A 21,787-nucleotide genomic window follows, 5' to 3' on the forward strand; every position below is an offset into this window, starting at 1 on the left:
TCAGTATTTAGTGTGAATGGTATAGATCAAAAACGGTTCCAACCTTTCTTTTTACGGTCAGTGATTTACAAAAACATAACAACTAATTGGCGAGATCGGTATTGTTTATTTTGCGTTGGGGAGTTTTAATTTCATCTTTGAGCCTTCCGAATTTATATGTAACATTGAAACCGAAAGACCTGTAATAGTCTCTGATATCATTATTCTGCCCGAATGTACCACCAAAAGTTTCTGTAACCGCTTTTCTATAAGTATTAAACGGATTATTTATAAAGGCTGAAAAGGAAAGTTTATGGGCAAGAATACTTTTACTGACACTGAAAAACGAACCGGTAAAAGCATTGGTGGTACTTTGTAAACCTGCAGGCATTTTGCTGTTGATCTCCAGATTTGAACTGATGGTCCAGCTATTTTCAAAACTATAATTAGCAGACAGATAGATGTAGTACGTCAACAGATTATTTTCAACAGGTATATCATTCACTTTTCCATTGATAAAAAATAAGGCGGAATTTCCATTAATGCTCAGATTCAGCTTTTTTGTCACCGGATAACTGAAATAATAATCAAGTCCCAGTCTGCTTGCGTTACCCGAATTTTCAAAAGTCGTTTTTGTAATATTGGTCATGGGATTATAGGTTGAAACTTTCAGATCAATTTTATTGGAAAAGGAATAGGAAAGTCCAACGTTCAGATTTACTTTTTTATTGTAGGAATAACTGGTCATAATATCGTTGTTCACTACAGATTTTAAGTAGGGATTTCCACTGATTTCAAAATAGGGATTTGATTGATTAACAAATGGATTCAGACGAATAATTCCGGGTCTTTTGATCCTCTGGGAAAAGCCAACACTGATGCTGTGATGCTCTTTCCAGGTTTTCCCTATTGAAATATTCGGGATAAAATTGAAATAGTTCTGATCAACTTTGGCATTGGTGGAGATAAAACTCACATCCGTTGCAGTACTTTCTGCTCTTACACCTGTCTGGAAATTCCAGTTTAATAAAGAGAATTTCGCAGAAACATAAGCACCATATATATTTTGTCTGTTGAGGAATTCATCCGAATTATTGACATTTTCCGGAACGGATGTATAATCACTGCTGTTTTTCCTGAGTATGGCTTTCACTCCTGTTTCGAGCGCTATTTTCTTTATATTTTTCACAAAATCGATTTGAAAAGTATGTTCACTGTTCCGGTTAGCGTTATGCTGATCAATTCTGTCTGATACATGAAGGATCCGGTTCTGAATATCTGAAATAGCCATTATATCGTAGTCATAACTATTGAATTTATAGGACAGGGTTAAAAATTGGCTTTTATCATGCTTAAACCCAATCTGATAATTAGCAGAAGTTTCAAAACCTTTCCCTTTGCTGTCAGAATGGTTACTGGAATTATTATTTTCCGAAAGGGCATTCTGCTGATAAAAGTAAGAATCCAGAATATCCTGAGACTTGCTGTTGGAGAGGTTTGAACCCAATTGTAGGTTGAGCAATTGTAAACTGTCTATTTCATAACTTATATTCGCATTAAAATATCCGCCAATACCTTTGTTTGAAGTGGTTCCATCCTGTTGAAGCCTGCTGGAAACCGTATTCTGATGATTGTGATAGTCTATTTCAGGATTTTTTCTAAAAAAACCGCCCCCATAAGCAGAAATACCCAGTTTTTTATGTTTTGTATTCAAAGAGAATCCCAGATTCTGTTCCTGTTTGGGAAATCTCGTTCCAAAATTAACGGAAGCATTATATCCGTCATTCATTTTTTTTGTGGTAATGATATTGATGACTCCTGAAACTCCTTCTGCATCATATTTTGATGAAGGATTGGTAATAATCTCAATATCCTGAATGGTGCCGGCAGCAATACTTTTCAGTACTTCCTTTGCATTGGTATTGAGAAGCTGTGTTTCTTTACCATTGATGAGTATTTTAAAATTGGTATTTCCTTTGAAAAGTATATTTTCATTGGCATCTACAGACAGATAAGGTAATTTTCTCATCATTTCGATCACATTTTTTGACCGGCTTTCGGGATCAGACTGAACATCGTAAACCAGCCCGTCTATTTTATTTCTGATTAGTGGCTTTTTGGCGTTGATCACTACTTCTTCTATGGAGTTTTCACAGTTGAGAAATAAAGTTCCAAGATCTGTCTGACTGGCATTAATTCTCACTCTTTTAGATCCGAATTCCGAGCTTACAACCAGAAGTTGCAGATTCGTGATATCTTCTTTAACAGGGATTAAAAACGATCCGTCTTCTTTTGAAATTTCTGTCTGAATAATATGCTGGTCCTGATCAATAATTTTTAAAGAAGCAAAAGAAACGGCCTTACCTGACACAGAATCCTTTATGTTCCCTGACCATATTTTCTGGGCGCATAAACTTCCTGCAAATAGCAAAAAAATCAAAACTGAAAATACATATATACGTTTCATAATAGGTTGGATTAAGGGCATAAAAATCCCAGGAGCAAAGTTTTTTGCCCTTAATATGGTACAGGATTTTTATGGATGAGTTAAAGAGAGAAGATTATTTCTTTTGATTTTTCATCACGAAATAATAAGTAAGAAAACCGAGTGCAACAAAGACGGTCAGCACTCCATAAGGAAGCGGTGTATTTTCATTATGTGGAAGAAATTCAAGAACAATTAGTCCTGCTCCACCGAATAACAGGATAATTCCCCATTTCAGCATTTCAGAATTAAATCCGGTAAGATTGTTAAGGATTAAATACATGCGCTCATCTATATTTTCCTTATTCAGGATCTTCTTTTTCAGGTTGTAATTGGTGATCACGACAATAATTACAGCTATGGTAATTAGCAAAGCAATCATGACTATAAAGGGTGCCAAATGTTTCATAACAATTTAGATTTAACCAATAGACAAAATACGATAGCAAAAGGTTACAAAAATTGCAATACATTAGAAATTTGTAACCTGAACGTAAAAAGATTGTCTAATGTAATATGTTTGATGAAGAAAAAACCATTAATGATATTCTGAAGGGAAACCTTGGCGCTTTTCAGCATATTGTAAAGCAGTATCAGAATTTGGTCTATTCTATTTTGAACAGGTTATTGAGTAATGATGAAGATATAGAAGATGTAGGCCAGGAAGTTTTTATAAAGGTGTATGGTCATTTGAAAAATTTTAAAAGAGAATCTAAACTTTCCACCTGGATCGCTAAAATCACCTACAATATTGCCGTTAATTATCTGAAGAAAAATTCAAAATATCAGTTCAATATCATTGATGATGATTCAGACTTCAGATTTTCTTCCGAAACTCCGGAAACAAAACTGATAGGGAAAGAATTCGATCTCTACATCAACAGGCTGATTAGTGAACTGCCTTTACCCTACAGAACGGTAATCACATTGTATCACATGGATGATTTCAGTATTCAGGAAATTCAAAATATTACAAAATTTCCTGAAGGAACTATAAAAGGCTATTTATTCAGAGCAAGAAAATTATTAAAACAAAAACTTGAAAAAGATGGATACCCATAAAGATAAAATAATTCAGAAGATCATTGATGATCAGAAAGATTTCCAGGAACTATCCGGGAATGATCTCAACCTCTACGGGATGATTTACCAATCATTGGAGCAGAAGCCTGATGCAGGATTTCCACTAGGGTTTTCTGGTACAATCATCAGAAAAATTGAAATGAAAAAACAACGTCAATTCAATCTGAAATTATATGCCTTGTTTTCAGTATTGCTTGTCATGTGCCTTGGTTTCCTCTTTACTTTTTTTAGTAGAGATCAGTTGTCAGTAATGATTTCGACAGTAATCGAACACAAATACATGATTCTGTTTTTTGTGTTCATAGTCACATCAATTCAGCTAGCAAGCCATTTTTTCACCATAAAAAAATTGGAAAGATAATTCTCCCCAATTTTATTACTCATTACTCATTACTTATGTTTTATCCTGTATACACCTCAGGATTGGCACAATAAGGTATTTTCTCGCCTTTAGAAAAAGCAATGATATTGTCAGCAGCTATTATTGCCATTCCGGTCCTCGCCTCGATGGTGGCAGAACCGATATGCGGCAGTACACAGACACTCGAAAGTTCTAAAAGCGGGCTTTCTTTGGACATCGGCTCAGGATTGGTAACATCTAAACCTGCTCCCCAGATCTGTTTTGAAATCAATGCTTCGTACAGATCTTTTTCATTCTGGAAACCGCCTCTAGCTGTATTAATGAAAATCGCATTGTCTTTCATTTTCGCAAAAACCTGTTCATTGAAAAGATCTTTCTGCTCAGGAGTGAAATTGGCATGAATACTGAGAACGTCGGATTGTTCAATCAGTTCTTCGAAAGAAACATAGGTGGCATCGAGCTCTTTTTCTGCTTCTTCATTCTGATGGCGGTTGTGATAAATAATATCCATATCAAAGGCCTTTTGGGACTTTTTAGCCATTTCAAATCCGATTCTTCCCAATCCTAATATTCCCAAAGTTTTTCCGTACAACTCCTGCCCTAAAGCATGCAACGGATCAAAGTCGCCCCAGTTGCCATCTTTTACTTTCTGAAAGTTATAACTTGCTCGCCTCGCCACCGACTGCATCAACAGAAAAGCGACATCAGAAGTAGCTTTACTGAGTACATCCGGTGTATTTCCCACAGGAATATTTCTACGGTTCGCTTCGTTAATATCAACATGATCGAAACCTACGGAATATAAAGCAATCGTTTTTACGTTGGGACATTGACTGAAAAAATCTCTGTCGTATTTAAATTCTCCGCCCACGCTTAAAATAGCATCGTGGTTCCGGCAATAGATCAGCCATTCGTCATGAGACAGATTTTCATGTTCCGGAATAAAAACTTCCAGTCCGGCTTCTTTCAGCATCTTGATTCCTGTTTCAGGAATTCTTCTGTTTACAAATACTTTCATTATTTATTTCGATTTAGTTTTCGGGTATTCCCACAAAAAACCTCACTCCTGTTATAAGTGAGGTTCTTTAACTTCTGTATTAAAAATTACTGATGTTGATCTTTATTTTTGTCCCAGGCTTCTGAAGCCATCTCGTGAATTTCTTCCCAAACATCTTTTGCAGATTTCTGTGCATGAGCCATAAATCCCTGTTTGGTCGCTTCCTGATTCTTTGTTTTCATATCATTCATATAATCCTTCACCTGCTGCCCATAGCTTTCTACATGATATCCGGGATTATTATGCAGGTTTTTCTGAATATTGCTAAAGTCATGTGATGCTTTAAATCTATTCGTATCCATAATAATACAATTTAAGTGATTAGGTAGTGTACTGAATTCAATTACTATTCCGAACCGGTCTTAAAGTTTATTAAAATGTTAGATTTTTTTAAACCATTAAAGGCACAAAAGATTTTATAACACTTTAATTTATCTGAAGTTTAAATTCATACTGCAAAAAAGTACACTCAACTTTTTATGAAAATAATTGATTTTCTACTTAGTTGCTCTAAAGTGTTAAATGAATTAAAAATTTTGAAACCTTTGTGGCTAAAATATCATTAATGATTTGTATCTCCCAACATAGGAACAAATTTGTAAGCCCCAAATTCTTCTTTTTCAAACTGAGTGGGAGCCGTTTTTGTAAACCTGTACAGGATCTGCTCATCAGTAGGACCTAATGGAATGACCATTTTTCCACCCATATTCAGCTGTTTAAGTAATTCTGTCGGCAACACTGATGCACCACAGGTCACAATGATCTTGTCAAAAGGAGCAAACGTAGGAAGTCCGGCAAAACCATCCCCGAAACTTTGAAATTTCGGACTTAAATGCAGCTCACGGAACTTCTTTTTTGAAAAATCAAAAAGATCTTTCTGCCTTTCTACCGTATAAACCAAGGCTTTCATTGCTAACAAAACTGCGGTCTGGTATCCACATCCGGTTCCGATCTCCAGCACTTTTTCTCCTGGCTTCACCTGCAACAGTTCAGACTGCTCAGCGACGGTTGAAGGATGAGAAATAGTCTGGTGTGATAAAATGGGAAATGCGCGGTCTTCGTAGGCGAAATCCTCAAAAATGCTCTCGATAAAAAGGTGTCTCGGAACCTGACTCATTGCCGAAAGTACATTCTCATCCGATATCCCGATCTTATGTCTTAAATATTCAACTAAGATTTTTCTTTTTCCTTTATGTACAAACGAATCATGCATCATTGGTAAGATAGTAGTTATTAGGTTGCGTGTAGTAGTTTCTACAAAAGTAAAAAAACTATCAATACTTATCAACCTAAATGCAACAAGGTATTTCCTAATACCTAAAATTCTTATCTTTACCAAAATAAAAAAATCTATGTTAAAAGCAGGTTTGGTAGGTGCCGGACATCTGGGAAAGATCCATTTAAGACTTCTTAACCAGTCAGATAAGTACGAGCTGGTAGGTTTCCACGATAAAGATATTGAAAACGGAAAAAAGATAGAAGCTGAATTCGGATATAAATATTTTGAAAATTTTGATGAACTTCTTGGGCAGATCGATATGCTGGATATTGTGACGCCTACTGTATATCATTATGATTATGCTCTAAAAGCGATTGAGAAAAAGCTTCATTTTTTCATTGAAAAACCAGTGACCCAAACCCTTGAGCAGGCTGAAGAAATCCTTCATAAATGTCAGGAAAATGGCATCAAAGCACAGGTAGGACATGTTGAAAGATACAACCCCGCATTTATTGCTACAAAGGAATATATCAATAATCCGATGTTTATTGAAATCCACAGGCTGGCAGAATTCAACCCGAGAGGAACGGATGTTTCTGTTGTTTTGGATTTAATGATTCACGATCTGGATATTTTATTGAGTATGGCGAAATCCAAGGTTAAAAATATTCATGCCAGTGGTGTTTGTGTAGTAAGCAAAACTCCTGATATCGCGAATGCAAGAATAGAGTTTGAAAATGGGTGTGTAGCGAATCTTACTACTTCCAGAATTTCAATGAAAGCCATGAGAAAAAGCCGTTTCTTCCAGAAAGATGCGTACATCTCTGTAGATTTCCTGGAGAAAAAAGCGGAAGTGATCAGAATGAAAGATGCTCCTGAAAACCCTACTCCTTTTGATATGATCATTGAAAATGCAGATGGAGAAAAGAACCAGATTCTGTTTGAATACCCTGACATTCAGCCTAATAATGCTATTCTTGATGAATTAAATTCTTTTGCAGATGCAATCACCGACGGTAAAAATGTAGAAGTTTCTCTTGAAGACGGAACCGAAGCTTTAAAAGTTGCCCTTGAAATTGTAAAACTGATTTCTTAAAAAGATCTCAATATAACTTCATAAAAGGCTGTCATGGTATACATGACAGCCTGTTTTATTTTAACCCTACCATTTGGCATAGGTTGTTTTTATTTTTACAATTCATTGAAAATAATCTGTTTTTGTTACATTATATTAATCTTTGTTCTGGATTTTTTAAATATATTTGTCTTTCTTAAAATAATTATTCTATAATCCTCTCCTATAAATTAAATATATAATTCCATATGAAAAGAGCCATCCTATTATCCACCCTATTATTGTCTCAATTTGGGACATCCCAATTATTAAAAACCGACGGACAGAAAATAATAAATGACAAAGGTGAAAATATTCAGCTGCGGGGTCTGGGTCTCGGCGGATGGATGCTTCAGGAAGGTTATATGCTGAAAACGGCTGATTTTGCCGGTCCACAATACAAGATCAAGGAAAAGATTTCTGAATTAATTGGTGAAGACGGAATGAAGGAATTCTATAAAGCTTATCTTAAAAACGGCATTACCAGACAGGATATCGATTTTCTGGCTAAAGCCGGTTTCAATTCCATAAGGCTGCCGATGCATTATGATCTGTATACGCTTCCTATTGAAAAAGAGTCCGTAAAAGGACAAAATACCTGGCTGGAAGAAGGTTTTAAAATGACAGATGATTTGCTGAAATGGTGTGCTGCCAATAAAATATATCTGATTCTGGATCTTCATGCAGCTCCGGGAGGACAGGGAAATGATGTCAATATTTCAGATAATGATAAAACAAAGCCGTCACTTTGGGAAAATACGGACAACCAGAAAAAAACAATCGCATTATGGAAAAAGCTTGCCGAAAGATATAAAGATGAGCCCTGGATCGGAGGCTACGACCTGATCAATGAACCGAATATTAATTTCACAGGAAAAAATCCGAACGGTACCGATGAAATGTCCAATGCCCCACTCTGGAAACTTCAGAAAGAAATTACAGCAGCCATCCGTGAAACAGATAAAAAGCACCTCATATTCATTGAAGGAAACGGATGGGGAAATAACTACAACGGATTGATTCCTCTTTGGGACAGCAATATAGCGTTCAGCTTCCATAAATACTGGAATTATAACAATGATGAGACCATCCAGTCTATCCTTGAACTCAGAAAAAAACATAATATTCCAATCTGGTTTGGAGAAACCGGAGAAAATTCAAATGTGTGGTTTACGGAGCTGATCCAGCTTCTGGACAAACATAATATAGGCTATGCATTCTGGCCTATGAAAAAGATCGATAATATTGCAGGAATCACCAACGTCAAGATCACTCCTGACTATGAAAAACTTCTGAATTATTGGAAAAACGGAGGTGAAAAACCGTCTAAAGATTTTGCCACGAAAGCATTGATGCAGATTGCAGAAAATTATAAATTCAGCAATGTTGAAATCAAAAATGATGTTATTGATGCTATGTTCAGACAGGTAACCGACGACACGACAAAACCGTTCAAAAACCATCAGGTTCCGGGAAGAATATTTGCATCCGAGTATGATTTGGGAAGAATGGGTTCGGCTTATCTGGATCATGATTTTGTCAATCTTTGGGTAAGTGATCCTAAGAAAAGATCTGAATGGAATTCCGGACAGCAAATGAGAAATGACGGTGTAGACATTTATCTCTGTCATGATGCTATTACCAATCAATATTATGTGGGAAAAACGGAAACGGGAGAATGGCTTCAGTATACCGTTACTGTAAAATCCGAGAAAAATTATACGTTCAATATCCGATATTCAGGCAGCAATGATACCAATATTAAGCTTGAAGATGCGTCAGGAAAACAACTGGCCAATGTTTCACTGTCGTCTACCGGTGGAGAAGAAAACTGGAAAACAGTATCCGTTAAAAATGTCCCGCTGAAGAAAGGAACAAACAAAATCAGGCTTCGATTTGAAGGCAACGGTTCGAATCTTAATTATTTTGAAATACAATAATAATTATCTTAAATTGCAGATCCCTTTTAGCGTCTAAAAGGGATCTTCTTTTAAGCTGTATACTATGAAAAAAATAGGACTTTTCTTTCTTCTGATCTCGGTACTTGCAACGGCTCAGAAATCTGTTTTGGAGCAAAAAATAAATGCCATTACAGAAGGAAAAAAAGCAACCGTTGGAGTTTCAGTTCTTGGGTTCGAAAATAATTTTAAATATAGCAAAAACGGGGATCAACCACTTCCGACTTTAAGTGTATTCAAATTTCATATTGCCTGTACAGTACTGGATCTTGTCGATCGGGGAAAGCTGTCTCTGAATCAGAAACTTTTCTTCAAAAAGGAAGATATGCTCGAAAACACCTGGTCGCCAATTCGTGAGAAATATCCAGATGCCAATATTTCACTGTCTTTGGGTGAAGTACTTGATTACACCGTTGCATTAAGTGATAATAATGGCTGTGACGTCTTACTTAAACTTATCGGAGGCACACAGACTGTTCAGAAGTTCATGGATTCGAAAGGAGTAAAAGGATTTCAGATCAAACACAACGAAGCTGAGATGCATAAAAGCGGGAAGGCTTTGTATGAGAATTACAGTACACCCCGGTCTGCCATACAGGTTCTGAAAAAATTCTATGACGGAAAACTTCTTACCAAAAAATCAACAGATTATCTCATGAAGATTATGATCGGAACCAAAACCGGTACGAATAAAATTGTTGAACAGCTTCCCAAAAATACTCCGGTAGCCCACAAAACCGGTTCTTCGGGGAAAAATGACAACGGACTTACCATCGCAGAAAATGACATGGGAATTATCACTCTTCCGAACGGAAATCATTACGCAATTGCCATATTTGTAAACGATTCCATGGAAACAGATGCCGTGAACTGTAAAATGGTTTCAGATATTTCCAAAGCGGTCTGGGATGATTTTAATAAGTAAAATATTAAGCTTATTTTTAAAGCTGAAAAACCGGTAGAATTTCATTTCTTCAATCCGGAAAACCATCGATATGAAAAAAATTGTATTAACAACATTTTTGTTCTGTTCTGCCTTCTTTTTTTCACAAAAGAGTATGAGCTATGTACGCGTAAGCTATGGCAGCATCTGCTGTGGAACACCCTCCACAAAGCCAGTGACAGATTATCTGAAAAAGTTTGAGAAAAGCAATAAGCTAAAGGCCTTTGAAGTCTTAAAACAGGGCGGATTGGGGAGAGAAGGTGAATTTAATTTATATATAGGAACGGATAAGTTGGGTAAAAAACAGAAAACAGCTTTTGCCAAAGGCCTTCAGTCCGTTATTACTTCACAAAACAAAATCAGAAAACAGGACAGTGACGGTAGCGTTCATTTTGATCCGGCGGTGACTGTTTATAAATCTGACCTGACGGACATTAAAAATTTAACTATCTATAAAAAATAAAAGAAAAAATGATCAAAAACATTGTAGTTATTGGAGCTGGAACCATGGGGAACGGTATTGCGCATACTTTTGCACAAAGCGGATTCAAAGTCAATCTGGTAGACGTATCTCAGGATGCACTGGACAGAGGACTGAAAACAATTACAACGAACCTTGACAGAATCATTGCAAAGGGAAACCTTACAGAAGAGCAAAAAGCTGAAACATTAGGAAATATCAGCACTTTTACACAACTTCAGGATGCTGCGGGAAGTGCAGACCTTATCGTAGAAGCGGCTACTGAAAATCAGGATCTGAAACTGAAGATCTTCGGACAAATGGATGAACTGGCACCTGCCAACTGTATCCTGGCGACCAATACGTCTTCTATTTCCATCACAAAGATCGCTGCGGCTACCAAGAGAGCTGATAAAGTGATCGGGATGCATTTTATGAATCCGGTTCCTATCATGAAACTGGTAGAAATCATCAAAGGATATTCTACATCTAAAGAGACTTTCGATGCGATTTACGATATGAGTAAGACCTTAGGGAAAGTTCCTGTAGAAGTGAACGATTATCCCGGTTTCGTAGCGAACAGAATTCTTATGCCAATGATCAACGAATCTATTGAAACGCTTTACAACGGAGTGGCTGGCGTAGAAGAAATCGATACGGTAATGAAGCTTGGAATGGCACATCCGATGGGACCTCTTCAACTGGCAGATTTTATAGGTCTTGACATCTGTCTTGCGATTCTTAATGTAATGTATGACGGTTTCAAAAATCCTAAGTATGCTCCTAACCCGCTTCTTGTGAACATGGTAATGGCAGGAAAACTGGGGGTAAAGTCCGGTGAAGGTTTCTACGATTATTCAGAAAGCAAAAAAGCTGAAAAAGTTTCAAAAATGTTTTTGAAATAACTGAATGAAATTAAAGGAAAGAAATATTCAGATAGCAATGGTCATCGTTACAGTAATGATGACCATTCTTCGTTTTATGCTGAATGAAAAAGGAAGAATAAATCCCGATTCCATACGGTTTATGAGATTTGCGCATGTTCTCCCGACCATTGACAATACCACCACCCCGATGGGCTATCCCGTTGGCATCAGGCTGTTTACTTTTCTGGGGTTCGATGAGTTCTGGGGAAGTAAAGCACTCGGCATTGCAGCTTATCTTTTTATTGTTTATTTCTGCTGGAAAAAAGATTTTTATAAACGCGAAGCCATTGCTGTAGGCGGATTGTTCAGCTTTGTTTCACTATTTGCATACACGATGAGTGAAGCCCTTATTCTTCCTCTTGTCTTTTTATTTCTGTACACTGCCTCGCAGATCATTACAGGAAAACTTGAAAAAGGAAAGGCTGTTTTTTATCTTTCCCTATCGTTAATTGCTCTTTATAATATCAGATACAGCGCGTTATTCTTTATCGGAGGAACCGGTCTTTACGGGTTGTTGTTTTTGAGAAGAAAATATTCATCCGTATTTATTGTTTCCGGTATCATAGGACTCCTGTTTGTTGGGGCTTATAAGCTTTTATTTATTGATTATTTTAATGAAAATTATGTGCAGCAGGCTTTATCCGTTGGCATACACCCTACTTCTCAACTGCTGACAGAATTGATGCAGGGATTAGCCACTTCATTGAATCCATTCATTCATATTGCAGATCCCCGCGGCGGATTTATCAATTATGGGATTTATGGCATTGGTGCGCTGAATATTCTCCTGATGATTTACCTCTTTGTAAGAAATAAACTGTCTGACACTGAGTGGTTCTTTACGATCATCAGTATTTCGGGTATTGTATGCTCTTATTTTGTCCAGTATTTTTATTCTGTAAATCCTATTGATTACAGAATTTTAGGGCCTTTTACCATTCCGGTATGGGTGATTTATTTTAACCGTCTGTTCAGGATTTTCAACTTTAAAACGTATGCGATTACCGCATTGAGCTTGTTGTCCGGGCTGGCTTTCACCTGGCTGTCAAAAGGAAACTATCTTGAAAACAGAAAAGCGGTGTCCGATTTTTTAAAAAGTGAGAAACTGGACAAAGTTCCCATACAGTTTTATGTTTTAAAAGAAGAGAGTCTGGAAAAAATACAGGTGGCAGAACTTTTAAGTACGGTAAATTCAGATATTACCCTTACGTTCAAGCCTGAAGATACGCTCCGCAGAACCACACTCACAAGGTATAAAGTTTTGCAAAAAATTAAAATCGACAAGAACAAATATCAATAATTTTATTATCTTTGATTAAAGTTAAAATATTTAAAAAATGAAATTACCAAAGTTTTTATTAGCAGACAATTCGGAATTTCCTGAAGATTTATTCGTAGTTCACACAGAATATCCAAGATTCATCTTAAACGTTGAGGAAGAAGAAGTTGAGTGGCTAGATGATTTGGAAGGTGACGATGAAGAAACTATGGCAGACGAGGCTACAAAAGTAGTAGAGGCTGCGTTCAAATGGTGTGATGAAGAGTTGGCTAAGTACGACGAAGAAGAGGAAGAATAATAACGACCTAAACATAAAAAAAGGAACTCAGATTGAGTTCCTTTTTTATTTTATTCAGCTTTGTTGAATTTCAACAGCAGAAGATTGTCTTTATAAAGCTCCAGTGTAGTTCCGGAAATTACATATTTGTTGGCCTTCCCTACCATATCCATAAAGTTTTGCTCAACACTCATATTGTTACACATCATTTTGGTAGATCCCATCTGTCCTGCAGAGAAATCACCGGTAGAAGGATCTATTTTAGCTGTTCCGAAATAGTTGTTGCATCCCCCGTTTCCATTGATCTTTTCCCCTTCGATATTCAGGGTAGGAACCTTACCTTTCACGTTATCTGCCAACGTCCATTTTGTATTTGCCAATGCAGGCTGAGCCTTTCCTACTTTAGATGCAGAAGCGCTGGACATGGTACCGCACGACGCCAGAATAGCAGTCGCACCTATACTTAAAAAAAGATTTTTCATTTTTTTCTTTTTGAATTACTCAAATTTAAGGAAATTATATTATTTAAACGGGATGCAGGGGATTTTATTACTTTTTAAGACTTCTATTTTAGAATTAATTTTAAACAGCAACGCGGCTAAAATTATCACTATAACTTAGCGCATGTTCGTTATTTTTTGGCTAAAGCCATTCATATTATGATTATTTTAAAACAGGCTAAAGTCCGCTACTATTGAACAGTTTATAGGATATTACTTTTATTCTCTCGCATATCCAGCCAATTGGGGAAATTTTTATTAACCATTCTAAATATCTGCCTGATCTGTTTAATCTGCGCGAAAAAGGACACAAAAAAAACGGGCTTAAGCCCGTTTTAATAATATATTTTTTAATCTAAATTAAGATCTTAATTCTGCGTTGTATTCTTTCTGGAAAGCTTTGATCAGAGAATCCATAACTTCAGAGATTTCTTTCTCTTCCAGTGTTTTCTCTTCATTCAGAAGCTCAAAGCTCATGGCATAAGACTTTTTCCCTTCAGGAAGGTTTTTCCCTTCATAAACGTCGAATAAATTGATGCTTTTGATGAAAGAAGATTTATTCTTTTTAGCAGTCTGATACAGATCCTGATAGTTTACATTTTTATCGATCAGCAGGGCAAGGTCTCTTCTGATCTTATTGAATTTAGGAATATCCTTAAATTTAAGTTCATTTTTGGAACGTAATTCCTGTGCCAGTTCAAGCTCGATTTCTGCGTAGAAACATTCCTGATCGATATCAAAGTCTTTCAGCAATACAGGAGATACTTTTCCGATTCTTACTAACGTTTTTCCGTCTGCTTCATACGCTAATGAATCTGAGAATCTTTCGTCGTTCAAAGCTACTTCTTTATAAGTGACAGCCAGTTTTTCCAATAAAACTTTTACATACGCCTTAAGGTTGTAGAAGCTTACTGCAGATTTAGGCTGCAACCAGTTTTCTGCTACATCTCTTCCTGTAACAAGAATCGCCAGCTGCTTTCTTTCCTCGTATTTATCTTTTTTATGGTAAATTTTTCCGAATTCGAAGAACTTGATATCCTGATTCTTTCTGTTGATGTTGTACACCGCATTTTGAAGAAGACCTTCCAGTAAAGATTTTCTCATGAATGCAAGGTCACCACTTAACGGGTTCAGTAATTTTACAGCATCGGTTTCATCTTTTACAGATGTCAGTGAGTTGTTCATCACTTCATTGAATCCAATACTTTGTAAAGTTCTTGCCCAGTTGTTTTCCAGCTCGTCCTGATCGTTGGCGCTCAATTTTACCGGTGTAAATGAAATCTTCTGCGGAGCATCGATCTTGTTATATCCGTAAATTCTTAAGATTTCTTCAATCACATCAATTTCTCTTGTTACGTCTGCTCTGTAAGCCGGAACAGAAATTTCAAGTCCGTTCTGGATCTCGTTTAAAACCTGGATTTCCAAAGCTTTTAAGATTTCCTTTACTTTCTCTCTGTGGATCTTTGTTCCTAAAATCTGCTCAATTTTTGAGAATCTGATGATCACATAATTGTCTTCAATTTTCTTCGGATATTCTTCCAAAAGATCTCCCACTAATTTTCCACCTGCAATTTCCTGGATCATTTTAATCGCATGTGTGATCGCTGTTCTGGTGATATTCGGGTCTACTCCTCTTTCGAATCTGAAAGAAGCGTCTGTATTTAAACCATGAAACTTAGCTCCTTTTCTTACGGCAACCGGGTTAAAGTAAGCACTTTCAAGGAAGATGGTTTTCGTTTCATCAGACACTCCTGAATTGGTACCACCGAAAACTCCGGCAATACACATAGGGTTATCTTTTCCATCTTTGATCATCACCTCAGAGCCATTCAGCGTTCTTTCAACACCATCTAAGGTCGTGAATTTAGTTCCTGCTTTCACAGTTCCCACTTTCACTTTACTATCGGTGATTTTGTCCGCATCAAATGCGTGAAGAGGCTGTCCGTATCCGTGAAGGATATAATTGGTGATATCTACAATATTATTAATCGGGTTTAAACCGATTGCTTTTAATCTGTCTTTTAACCAGGCCGGAGATTCTGCTGCTTTTACGTCTTCAATCACAGCTCCGATGTATCTTGGACACAACTCGGCATCCTCAACCTCTAAAGTGAAATTGTGCGAACCTTCGTTATTCAAAGCTTCAGAAGATACTTTTTCGAACGTTGATTTCTGCTGGTTAGTAGAAAGGAATGCGTGAAGATCTCTTGCAACCCCATAGTGTGACATCGCATCTGTTCTGTTCGGCGTCAAACCGATTTCGATCACTTCATCATTCGCCAGTTCAAAATAATCTGCAAAGTTTTTTCCTACTTCATATTTCGTTTCATCCAGCACCATAATTCCTCCGTGGTCTTCGCTAAGGCCAAGTTCGTCTTCCGCACAGATCATTCCCTGAGAAACCTCGCTTCTGATCTTCGCTTCTTTGATCTCAAAAAAGTTTCCGGTTTTGTCATAGATTTTAGTCCCCACAACAGCTACAGGTACCGTTTGTCCTGCTTCTACGTTCGGAGCACCGCAAACAATATTCAATATTTTTCCGTTTCCTACGTCAACTGTTGTTTTCTTTAACTTGTCTGCATTCGGATGTTTTTCGCAGGTCAATACTTTTCCTACGACAATACCTTCCAGGCTGCCTCTTACACTTTCAAATTTTTCTATCCCCTCTACTTCAAGACCTATATCTGTAAGGAATTCTCCGATTCTTTCAGTTTTCAGTTCCGTTTTGATAAAGTCTTTCAGCCAGTTGTTTGATATTTTCATTTGCTCAATCTATTTTTATTGGTCAGACACCGGTTTTAGCCTTTTATCTGATCATTTTTAATTTTTTCCAAGGTTAAAAACCTTTTCTTATTTTGAAAATTTATTCGAATTTTCCGCGCTACAAATGTCGTGTTTTTTTGAGAAACGGCGAAATTTAGAGCTCACTTTAAGAGAATAACTTTTAATTTTTTTTAAATCTTTGTTTGGTCAATTCGGCTTACTTTTTCAATAAAAATCACAACTATCTGTTAGCATTATGTCACGATTGATCTTCAAAATCATGAACAACATTGTAAAGCAGATCATTTAGTATTCTTTTGAATAGTTTTTTTTCTGAAGCAAATATTCTGCTTTGTCACCTTTACCTGTTCTAAAAAGAGTTTTTACTGTTTCTCTGGGATTATCTTTTTCTGCTTTTGGCAGATAACACATGAAATGCAAATGAGGACCACTGCTCCAACCTGTATTTCCACTTAATCCAATGCTATCGCCCTTCTTCACATGATCTCCGATATTTACTTTCACCCCATTTTCCTGTAAGTGATAGTACTGAGCAAAGGTTCCGTCTGAATGCATAATCGTAATATAATTGCCCTGATCTGCACAGCTTTTTGAGGGACAGCCGGTATTGTTATGTTTAACAAGATCGATTACCAGCCCTTCTCTGGAAGCTATAATTTCCGTTCCTTCATGCATCTTGAAATCTAATGAGTTTTCATTCTGATGAGAAAAAACGCCATTATATCCCTGAAAAATATTAATCGATTTTCCTTTTTTAAATGGCAGGTCATATTGATAGTCCCTGTCGTAATCTTTCAAAGTAACATCTCCCACATACATCAAATAACCAGGGATCTGTTTTACAGCCCACTTCTTTTTTTTATCCGCAATAACAAAATAGGCTATTCTGTTTTTCACTGATTTAGCGGGGATAACCTGAGTTATTTTAAAGGTTTCGGGAGTTTTCATATTTTCTAATTCCGGTTGGCCGGAAAAAACAACAGACATAGGATAGATCTCCTGGTTGTCAGCATAAAATATCACAGCATCTCCTTTTTTCTCATGATAAATTTTAATATTTTTCTGAGAAAATAAATGGATGAATGATAGTAGTAAAGTGAATATAAGTATTCTTTTCATGAGATTCAGGTCCATTAAAAAAGAGACTGGATTGCCCCCAGCCTCTCTTAATTATATATATCATATTATTACAATCCGATCACCGGCATTGATAACATCAGGATATTTTCGCTTTCTTCAAGACCGTCAAGAGGTTCAATGATCCCCGGTCTGTTCGGTTGAGACATTTTCATGGTGATATCGTCAGAACCTAAAATGGTAAGCATCTCCGTTAAGAACTTAGAGCTGAAACCGATATTAATATCTTCTCCGTTATAGTCGCAAGGGATCTGCATATCTGCTTTGTTTGCGTATTCAGTATCTTCTGCGTGAAGGTGAAGAATATTGGCAGACAATTTAAATCTTACCTGGTTGGTAGATTTGTTAGACATGATCGATGCTCTTTTAATAGCTCCTAGAAGAAGGTTTCTGTTGATCGTCAGTACGTTTGGATTTTCTTTTGGGATTACAGCGGTATAGTTAGGATATTTCCCATCAATCAGTCTGCAGATCCAGATATGTTTTCCAAAAGTAAATTTAGCCATATTCTCGTTGAAGTCGATTTTCACATCTTCATTAGAGCTGGCCAGGATATTTTTGAAAATATTCAAAGGTTTTTTAGGCATGATGAATTCCATTGGCTCGGCATTCATCAGGTCTGTTCTTTTATACACAACCAGTCTGTGGGAATCTGTAGAAACAAAATTGGTTTCATTTTCTCCAAACTGGAACAATACGCCTGTCATTACAGGACGAAGAGAGTCATTACTTGTTGCAAAAAGGGTGTTCGTCAACGCTTCAGATAAAACTCCGGCAGGCATTGCTACGCTTTGAGAGGCATCAAATTCCGGAAGTTCAGGATAATCATCTGCATTATCCAGTGCTACGGCGAAATTGTCTTTTTCATCTAAAATCTCAAGCTGGCTACCGGTTCCTTCCGCATTATCTTTCACAACGAACGTCAGAGGCTGTTCACCATACGTCTTGATAAAATCCTGAAAAATTTTAGCAGGAACGGCAAATTTACCCGAATCGTCAGACTTTACCTCCAAAGAAGTAACAAGAGTAGTCTCGCCATCAGAAGCTGTAATGGTAACGTTATTTCCGTCTAATTCAAAAAGATAGTTTTCTAAAATCGGTCTCGATTGAGAGCTTGATATTACGCCACTTACAGTTTGCAATGCTTTCTGCAGTTCACCACTTGAAATAATAAATTTCATAGATTTAAAAATAAGTTTCTACAAATATAATAAATAGAAACTATAATGAAAAAAATAATCATAGGGAGTTTTTCACAAATATCACTAATTGGTTTTCAGACTTGACATTATGCTCAGATTTCTTTCTTCATTAATTTTTAAACAGAAGATTTCAGCACCTGCTTATTGTTTTAGAGCAGAGTCTATTATTTTAAAAACCTACATTTCATCTTCTGCTTTCATTAAAATACAAATACTATATTTGTGAAAAAGAATCCATGAAAAAACCGTCTGTTCACAGAAGTTTCATCAACGCTTTCCGCGGCATTTTTCTAATGATCAAAGCGGAAAGAAATTTCCAGATCGAACTGGCCGCCTTTTTCATTAATCTTTTCCTGATTTTCTATTTTAAACTTTCGGCCATAGATACGGTACTCATTCTCACAGCTTCCTTGGCTGTTTTAAGTGCCGAAATTTTCAATACCGCCATAGAAAGAATATGTGACATCATCCAGCCTGATTTTGACAAAAGAATCGGCTTTATTAAAGATATTGCTGCGGGAGCTGTTGTATTGATGGTTGTTGCATCAGTTATTGTGGGAATTTTTGTGTACTGGAAATATATTTAGGGATTAGGGATTAGGGATTAGGGATTAGGGATTAGGGATTAGGGATTAGGGATTAAAATTAAGCGTTTGAATGTTCTTAAATATTTAAATGTAAAACGGGCTAAAATACCGGCTCTGTCATGTTAGAAATAGGCTTCACTAGAACTATCGTCATCCTACTGTTACTCGTTTCCAAACGATTTTTTACTCATCTCCTATCCTACCGTGAGATCCCTTCTGCATGATTATTTTCTTAATTTTTTTTGAATTACATCAATATTTTATTATTAGTTAAAAGTATTATTTTGCGGTATTAATTAAACCAAAAATAAAATATCGATAAAATAATTACCAAATAAATACATATTTAAAATAAATTTTACTTTTCACCGTTACATGATATATGTAAAATCAATACATTTATAAAAACCTAATAATAACTTATACGTATGAAAAGCAAACTATTCTATGCGATCATGATGGCAGCATTTATCTCTTGCAGTACAGAATCCACCGCGGTTGTTACTCCGGGTGATGCCAAAAAGAGCAGGGAGATTACTAATTTTGAAAAATCAATCAAAAGCCTGAGCCTTCCTCAAAATCTTCCGACTGAGGAGGAAAAAAGAAACCAACAATCACTGGAACTGAGTGACCGTCGTAAAGACATTCTCATTCCATCCGCTTTAGAGTTAATAAAATCTACCGGTACCTCTGACCAGGAGATCAAAAAAATCACCCAGGGAGACCGTGATAAGATCCTTACGTGGGCTGTAAAAATTTACAACGAAAAAAATAACAAAACTCCTCAAAAAACTCTAAACGATTAATTATGAAAAAGATATTCACCATTCTTCTCGGTCTAAGTATCGCATCTTCTGCTTTTGCACAAGACGGTTCTGGAAATTTACATGTATTTAATGATGATTCTTACCACAGCTTAAATTTACACTATACCATATTTACCGTAAACCCTTCCCAATGTGGTGATGGGTATCAGGCTTTAGGCCCCAGTATACCGCTGCCTCCGGGCGTGATTGCCGATTATACTACCTTTTTAAAATCATCTTCTTTTGCATCGTCACCGCATCCTTATCCTATTGACAGTTATTGGTACAACAACACAATAGTTCCAGCTACATCTATCAGTCCTGCAGCAGCTAATGCTCAGCGATGGAGTTATATGAAATTTGAACTTAAAGACCCTAGTAATCCCGGACAAATGAATCCTACTCTGGGAGGATCTGTAGGGTTTTATCAGACTTGTACGGGTATCCCTAATTATATAACCGGAACCAGTACACTGAATGGGATCAACTATGCATTTAAAGCAGAAGCTGTGACCTTCGGAGGAGATTTATGGATCAATGTCTGGTAATCAGGTATTGACAATCAACAAAAAAACGGGTCAAAGCCCGTTTTTTCTTTATTAGTTAGGTTTAAAATCATTTTCCTACATACATAAATCCTTTCTTTCCCGATTTAAAAGCCGTTTCAATCCTTTTATAATCATCCACTTCATATTCATCAGCCTGAAGGATTTCCTCTTCCGTCACTTCGAAAAGCATTCCTTCCACTTCATCACCACTGTTTCCGGAAAGTTCCAGGATCGGATGGTATTTCTGATTGCTTTTGCGCAACACTTCGGGATCGGTAATTTCTACCATTTTCATTGTATAGCCTATCAGGGTATCTTTTTCACCTTCAAGAATTCTTCCGAATGTTTCAATTTGCACCTGCTCTTTCTGCAGGGTTCCGTAAGAAAATAAATGCACCATTATAAATATTTTTCAATGATTGGTATTGCGGTTTCAGCCATTATGCCGTAGCCTTTTTCATTGGGATGAACTCCGTCTGCAGAAAGCAGAATTTCTTTATCTTCTGCCCATGCAGCATAAAAATCAATATAATATAAAGCGCTTTCAGTGGCTATATCTTTAAGGATTTGATTATAAACTAATACATCTCCGTTGATCCGTAATTTTCCCGTTGCAGATTCTACTCCATCTATCTTTTCAGAAAATGGAAGAATACTCACCAGATAAATGTCCCCGGAATAGTGTTTTGCATGCTGAATTGCTGTTTTGATATTATCCCTGAACTGATCAGGACTCACCATCTGACTTCCATCCTTTAGAGCAAGGTCATTGGCACCGTACCCGATAAAAACAATATTTCCTTCTGCAGAATTTCTGGCAGCCAGTTCATGAGGCATTCTTTTCAGTAAGCCTTCTGTGGTTTCACCGCCTATTCCAAGATTGAAAAGAATCAGTTCATTTTTTCCTTCATGAAACTGCTGCAAGGCATATCTTTTCAGAATATCTACCCATCCGCCGAATACTCCGTCGTATTCTCCATAAGTAATGCTGTCGCCAAAGAACAGCCCGTAAATCATTTTTTTCATTTTTAAAATTAGATGTTAGATATTAGAAATTAGATGTTAGTACTGTTGACCATAAC

At 36.7% G+C, this 21,787-nt stretch carries 23 protein-coding genes; 12 read left to right on the forward strand and 11 right to left on the reverse strand.

All coding sequences use genetic code 11. The features are described 5' to 3' along the window. Window positions 1-82: 82 nt before the first annotated feature. A complete protein-coding gene (locus LC419_RS00255; RefSeq protein ID WP_223605455.1) occupies window positions 83-2,446 on the reverse strand; it encodes an outer membrane beta-barrel protein in 2,364 nt (787 codons plus the stop codon). A gap of 94 nt (window positions 2,447-2,540) precedes the next feature. After that, the gene (locus tag LC419_RS00260) at window positions 2,541-2,873 is read right to left on the reverse strand and encodes a DUF6249 domain-containing protein (RefSeq protein ID WP_223605456.1); all 333 of its coding nucleotides are present in this window, start codon (window positions 2,871-2,873) and stop codon (window positions 2,541-2,543) included. Window positions 2,874-2,980: 107 nt separating this feature from the next. Between LC419_RS00260 and LC419_RS00265 the strand changes: the two genes are divergently transcribed. Beyond that, window positions 2,981-3,526 carry an RNA polymerase sigma factor gene (locus LC419_RS00265; RefSeq protein WP_223605457.1) on the forward strand — a complete coding sequence of 182 codons (546 nt, stop codon included), beginning with the start codon at window positions 2,981-2,983 and terminating at the stop codon, window positions 3,524-3,526. Continuing rightward, window positions 3,513-3,908, forward strand: a complete 396-nt coding sequence (locus LC419_RS00270) for a hypothetical protein (RefSeq protein ID WP_223605458.1) — start codon at window positions 3,513-3,515, stop codon at window positions 3,906-3,908. Before LC419_RS00265 ends, LC419_RS00270 begins: the two co-directional genes overlap by 14 nt. Before the next feature lie 40 nt (window positions 3,909-3,948). On the opposite strand, the gene LC419_RS00275 is transcribed toward LC419_RS00270, so the two are convergent. The 3 genes from LC419_RS00275 to LC419_RS00285 all read right to left on the reverse strand — a co-directional run bounded on the left by LC419_RS00275 (window position 3,949) and on the right by LC419_RS00285 (window position 6,178). Further along, a complete protein-coding gene (locus tag LC419_RS00275) occupies window positions 3,949-4,926 on the reverse strand; it encodes a D-glycerate dehydrogenase (RefSeq protein ID WP_223605459.1) in 978 nt (325 codons plus the stop codon). 86 nt (window positions 4,927-5,012) lie between these two features. Then, complete coding sequence (locus LC419_RS00280) at window positions 5,013-5,267, reverse strand: prevent-host-death protein (RefSeq protein ID WP_223605460.1); 255 nt, start codon at window positions 5,265-5,267, stop codon at window positions 5,013-5,015. 260 nt (window positions 5,268-5,527) lie between these two features. After that, window positions 5,528-6,178, reverse strand: coding sequence for a protein-L-isoaspartate(D-aspartate) O-methyltransferase (locus LC419_RS00285; RefSeq protein ID WP_223606725.1), 651 nt, complete (start codon window positions 6,176-6,178; stop codon window positions 5,528-5,530). A 139-nt stretch (window positions 6,179-6,317) separates the two neighbouring features. Between LC419_RS00285 and LC419_RS00290 the strand changes: the two genes are divergently transcribed. The 7 genes from LC419_RS00290 (at window position 6,318) to LC419_RS00320 (ending at window position 13,162) form a co-directional block, all read left to right on the forward strand. Next, complete coding sequence (locus tag LC419_RS00290; protein ID WP_223605461.1) at window positions 6,318-7,280, forward strand: Gfo/Idh/MocA family protein; 963 nt, start codon at window positions 6,318-6,320, stop codon at window positions 7,278-7,280. Between the two features lie 227 nt (window positions 7,281-7,507). Further along, window positions 7,508-9,238 carry a cellulase family glycosylhydrolase gene (locus LC419_RS00295; RefSeq protein WP_223605462.1) on the forward strand — a complete coding sequence of 577 codons (1,731 nt, stop codon included), beginning with the start codon at window positions 7,508-7,510 and terminating at the stop codon, window positions 9,236-9,238. 64 nt (window positions 9,239-9,302) lie between these two features. Continuing rightward, a complete protein-coding gene (bla-A, locus tag LC419_RS00300; RefSeq protein ID WP_223605463.1) occupies window positions 9,303-10,181 on the forward strand; it encodes a CGA/CIA family class A beta-lactamase in 879 nt (292 codons plus the stop codon). Window positions 10,182-10,251: 70 nt separating this feature from the next. Continuing rightward, window positions 10,252-10,662, forward strand: a complete 411-nt coding sequence (locus LC419_RS00305) for a hypothetical protein (protein ID WP_223605464.1) — start codon at window positions 10,252-10,254, stop codon at window positions 10,660-10,662. A gap of 11 nt (window positions 10,663-10,673) precedes the next feature. After that, window positions 10,674-11,564 (forward strand): 3-hydroxybutyryl-CoA dehydrogenase, encoded by an 891-nt coding sequence (locus tag LC419_RS00310; protein WP_223606726.1) that lies wholly within the window; start codon window positions 10,674-10,676, stop codon window positions 11,562-11,564. Window positions 11,565-11,568: 4 nt separating this feature from the next. Continuing rightward, window positions 11,569-12,885 carry a hypothetical protein gene (locus tag LC419_RS00315; RefSeq protein ID WP_223605465.1) on the forward strand — a complete coding sequence of 439 codons (1,317 nt, stop codon included), beginning with the start codon at window positions 11,569-11,571 and terminating at the stop codon, window positions 12,883-12,885. A 37-nt stretch (window positions 12,886-12,922) separates the two neighbouring features. After that, window positions 12,923-13,162, forward strand: a complete 240-nt coding sequence (locus LC419_RS00320) for a hypothetical protein (RefSeq protein ID WP_007845674.1) — start codon at window positions 12,923-12,925, stop codon at window positions 13,160-13,162. Window positions 13,163-13,212: 50 nt separating this feature from the next. Here LC419_RS00320 and LC419_RS00325 read toward each other — a convergent pair whose 3' ends face one another. The 4 genes from LC419_RS00325 to dnaN all read right to left on the reverse strand — a co-directional run bounded on the left by LC419_RS00325 (window position 13,213) and on the right by dnaN (window position 18,743). Continuing rightward, complete coding sequence (locus LC419_RS00325; RefSeq protein WP_223605466.1) at window positions 13,213-13,623, reverse strand: META domain-containing protein; 411 nt, start codon at window positions 13,621-13,623, stop codon at window positions 13,213-13,215. Window positions 13,624-14,001: 378 nt separating this feature from the next. Further along, complete coding sequence (gene pheT / locus LC419_RS00330) at window positions 14,002-16,404, reverse strand: phenylalanine--tRNA ligase subunit beta (protein WP_223605467.1); 2,403 nt, start codon at window positions 16,402-16,404, stop codon at window positions 14,002-14,004. 306 nt (window positions 16,405-16,710) lie between these two features. Then, window positions 16,711-17,544, reverse strand: a complete 834-nt coding sequence (locus tag LC419_RS24185) for a M23 family metallopeptidase (protein ID WP_306666565.1) — start codon at window positions 17,542-17,544, stop codon at window positions 16,711-16,713. 68 nt (window positions 17,545-17,612) lie between these two features. Then, complete coding sequence (gene dnaN / locus LC419_RS00340; protein ID WP_034725003.1) at window positions 17,613-18,743, reverse strand: DNA polymerase III subunit beta; 1,131 nt, start codon at window positions 18,741-18,743, stop codon at window positions 17,613-17,615. Between the two features lie 257 nt (window positions 18,744-19,000). On the opposite strand from dnaN, the gene LC419_RS00345 reads away from it, so the two are divergent. From LC419_RS00345 to LC419_RS00355, 3 genes are all read left to right on the forward strand, one after another. After that, entirely contained in the window at window positions 19,001-19,351 is a 351-nt protein-coding gene (locus LC419_RS00345; RefSeq protein WP_223605468.1) for a diacylglycerol kinase family protein, read from the forward strand. A gap of 428 nt (window positions 19,352-19,779) precedes the next feature. Then, window positions 19,780-20,157: a hypothetical protein gene (locus tag LC419_RS00350; protein ID WP_223605469.1), complete on the forward strand. Its 378-nt coding sequence runs from the start codon at window positions 19,780-19,782 to the stop codon at window positions 20,155-20,157. 2 nt (window positions 20,158-20,159) lie between these two features. Then, window positions 20,160-20,705, forward strand: a complete 546-nt coding sequence (locus tag LC419_RS00355; RefSeq protein WP_223605470.1) for a hypothetical protein — start codon at window positions 20,160-20,162, stop codon at window positions 20,703-20,705. 67 nt (window positions 20,706-20,772) lie between these two features. On the opposite strand, the gene LC419_RS00360 is transcribed toward LC419_RS00355, so the two are convergent. Next, a complete protein-coding gene (locus tag LC419_RS00360) occupies window positions 20,773-21,105 on the reverse strand; it encodes a gamma-glutamylcyclotransferase family protein (protein ID WP_223605471.1) in 333 nt (110 codons plus the stop codon). Then, a complete protein-coding gene (locus tag LC419_RS00365; RefSeq protein WP_223605472.1) occupies window positions 21,105-21,731 on the reverse strand; it encodes a GDSL-type esterase/lipase family protein in 627 nt (208 codons plus the stop codon). The genes LC419_RS00360 and LC419_RS00365 overlap by 1 nt, the downstream gene beginning before the upstream one ends. Window positions 21,732-21,787: the final 56 nt, after the last annotated feature.

The organism is Chryseobacterium sp. OSA05B (assembly GCF_019970065.1).
Classification (GTDB): Bacteria; Bacteroidota; Bacteroidia; order Flavobacteriales; family Weeksellaceae; genus Chryseobacterium.

Coding starts and splice junctions, on each gene's coding strand:
- pheT (WP_223605467.1), bottom strand. CDS start 16,404: ATGAAAATATCAAACAACTGGCTGAAAGACTTTATCAAAACGGAACTG.
- LC419_RS00265 (WP_223605457.1), top strand. CDS start 2,981: ATGTTTGATGAAGAAAAAACCATTAATGATATTCTGAAGGGAAACCTT.
- LC419_RS00325 (WP_223605466.1), bottom strand. CDS start 13,623: ATGAAAAATCTTTTTTTAAGTATAGGTGCGACTGCTATTCTGGCGTCG.
- LC419_RS00280 (WP_223605460.1), bottom strand. CDS start 5,267: ATGGATACGAATAGATTTAAAGCATCACATGACTTTAGCAATATTCAG.
- LC419_RS24185 (WP_306666565.1), bottom strand. CDS start 17,544: ATGAAAAGAATACTTATATTCACTTTACTACTATCATTCATCCATTTA.
- LC419_RS00295 (WP_223605462.1), top strand. CDS start 7,508: ATGAAAAGAGCCATCCTATTATCCACCCTATTATTGTCTCAATTTGGG.
- LC419_RS00360 (WP_223605471.1), bottom strand. CDS start 21,105: ATGGTGCATTTATTTTCTTACGGAACCCTGCAGAAAGAGCAGGTGCAA.
- LC419_RS00260 (WP_223605456.1), bottom strand. CDS start 2,873: ATGAAACATTTGGCACCCTTTATAGTCATGATTGCTTTGCTAATTACC.
- LC419_RS00305 (WP_223605464.1), top strand. CDS start 10,252: ATGAAAAAAATTGTATTAACAACATTTTTGTTCTGTTCTGCCTTCTTT.
- LC419_RS00255 (WP_223605455.1), bottom strand. CDS start 2,446: ATGAAACGTATATATGTATTTTCAGTTTTGATTTTTTTGCTATTTGCA.
- LC419_RS00285 (WP_223606725.1), bottom strand. CDS start 6,178: ATGCATGATTCGTTTGTACATAAAGGAAAAAGAAAAATCTTAGTTGAA.
- LC419_RS00275 (WP_223605459.1), bottom strand. CDS start 4,926: ATGAAAGTATTTGTAAACAGAAGAATTCCTGAAACAGGAATCAAGATG.
- LC419_RS00270 (WP_223605458.1), top strand. CDS start 3,513: ATGGATACCCATAAAGATAAAATAATTCAGAAGATCATTGATGATCAG.
- bla-A (WP_223605463.1), top strand. CDS start 9,303: ATGAAAAAAATAGGACTTTTCTTTCTTCTGATCTCGGTACTTGCAACG.
- LC419_RS00290 (WP_223605461.1), top strand. CDS start 6,318: ATGTTAAAAGCAGGTTTGGTAGGTGCCGGACATCTGGGAAAGATCCAT.
- LC419_RS00345 (WP_223605468.1), top strand. CDS start 19,001: ATGAAAAAACCGTCTGTTCACAGAAGTTTCATCAACGCTTTCCGCGGC.
- LC419_RS00320 (WP_007845674.1), top strand. CDS start 12,923: ATGAAATTACCAAAGTTTTTATTAGCAGACAATTCGGAATTTCCTGAA.
- LC419_RS00355 (WP_223605470.1), top strand. CDS start 20,160: ATGAAAAAGATATTCACCATTCTTCTCGGTCTAAGTATCGCATCTTCT.
- LC419_RS00365 (WP_223605472.1), bottom strand. CDS start 21,731: ATGAAAAAAATGATTTACGGGCTGTTCTTTGGCGACAGCATTACTTAT.
- LC419_RS00315 (WP_223605465.1), top strand. CDS start 11,569: ATGAAATTAAAGGAAAGAAATATTCAGATAGCAATGGTCATCGTTACA.
- dnaN (WP_034725003.1), bottom strand. CDS start 18,743: ATGAAATTTATTATTTCAAGTGGTGAACTGCAGAAAGCATTGCAAACT.
- LC419_RS00350 (WP_223605469.1), top strand. CDS start 19,780: ATGAAAAGCAAACTATTCTATGCGATCATGATGGCAGCATTTATCTCT.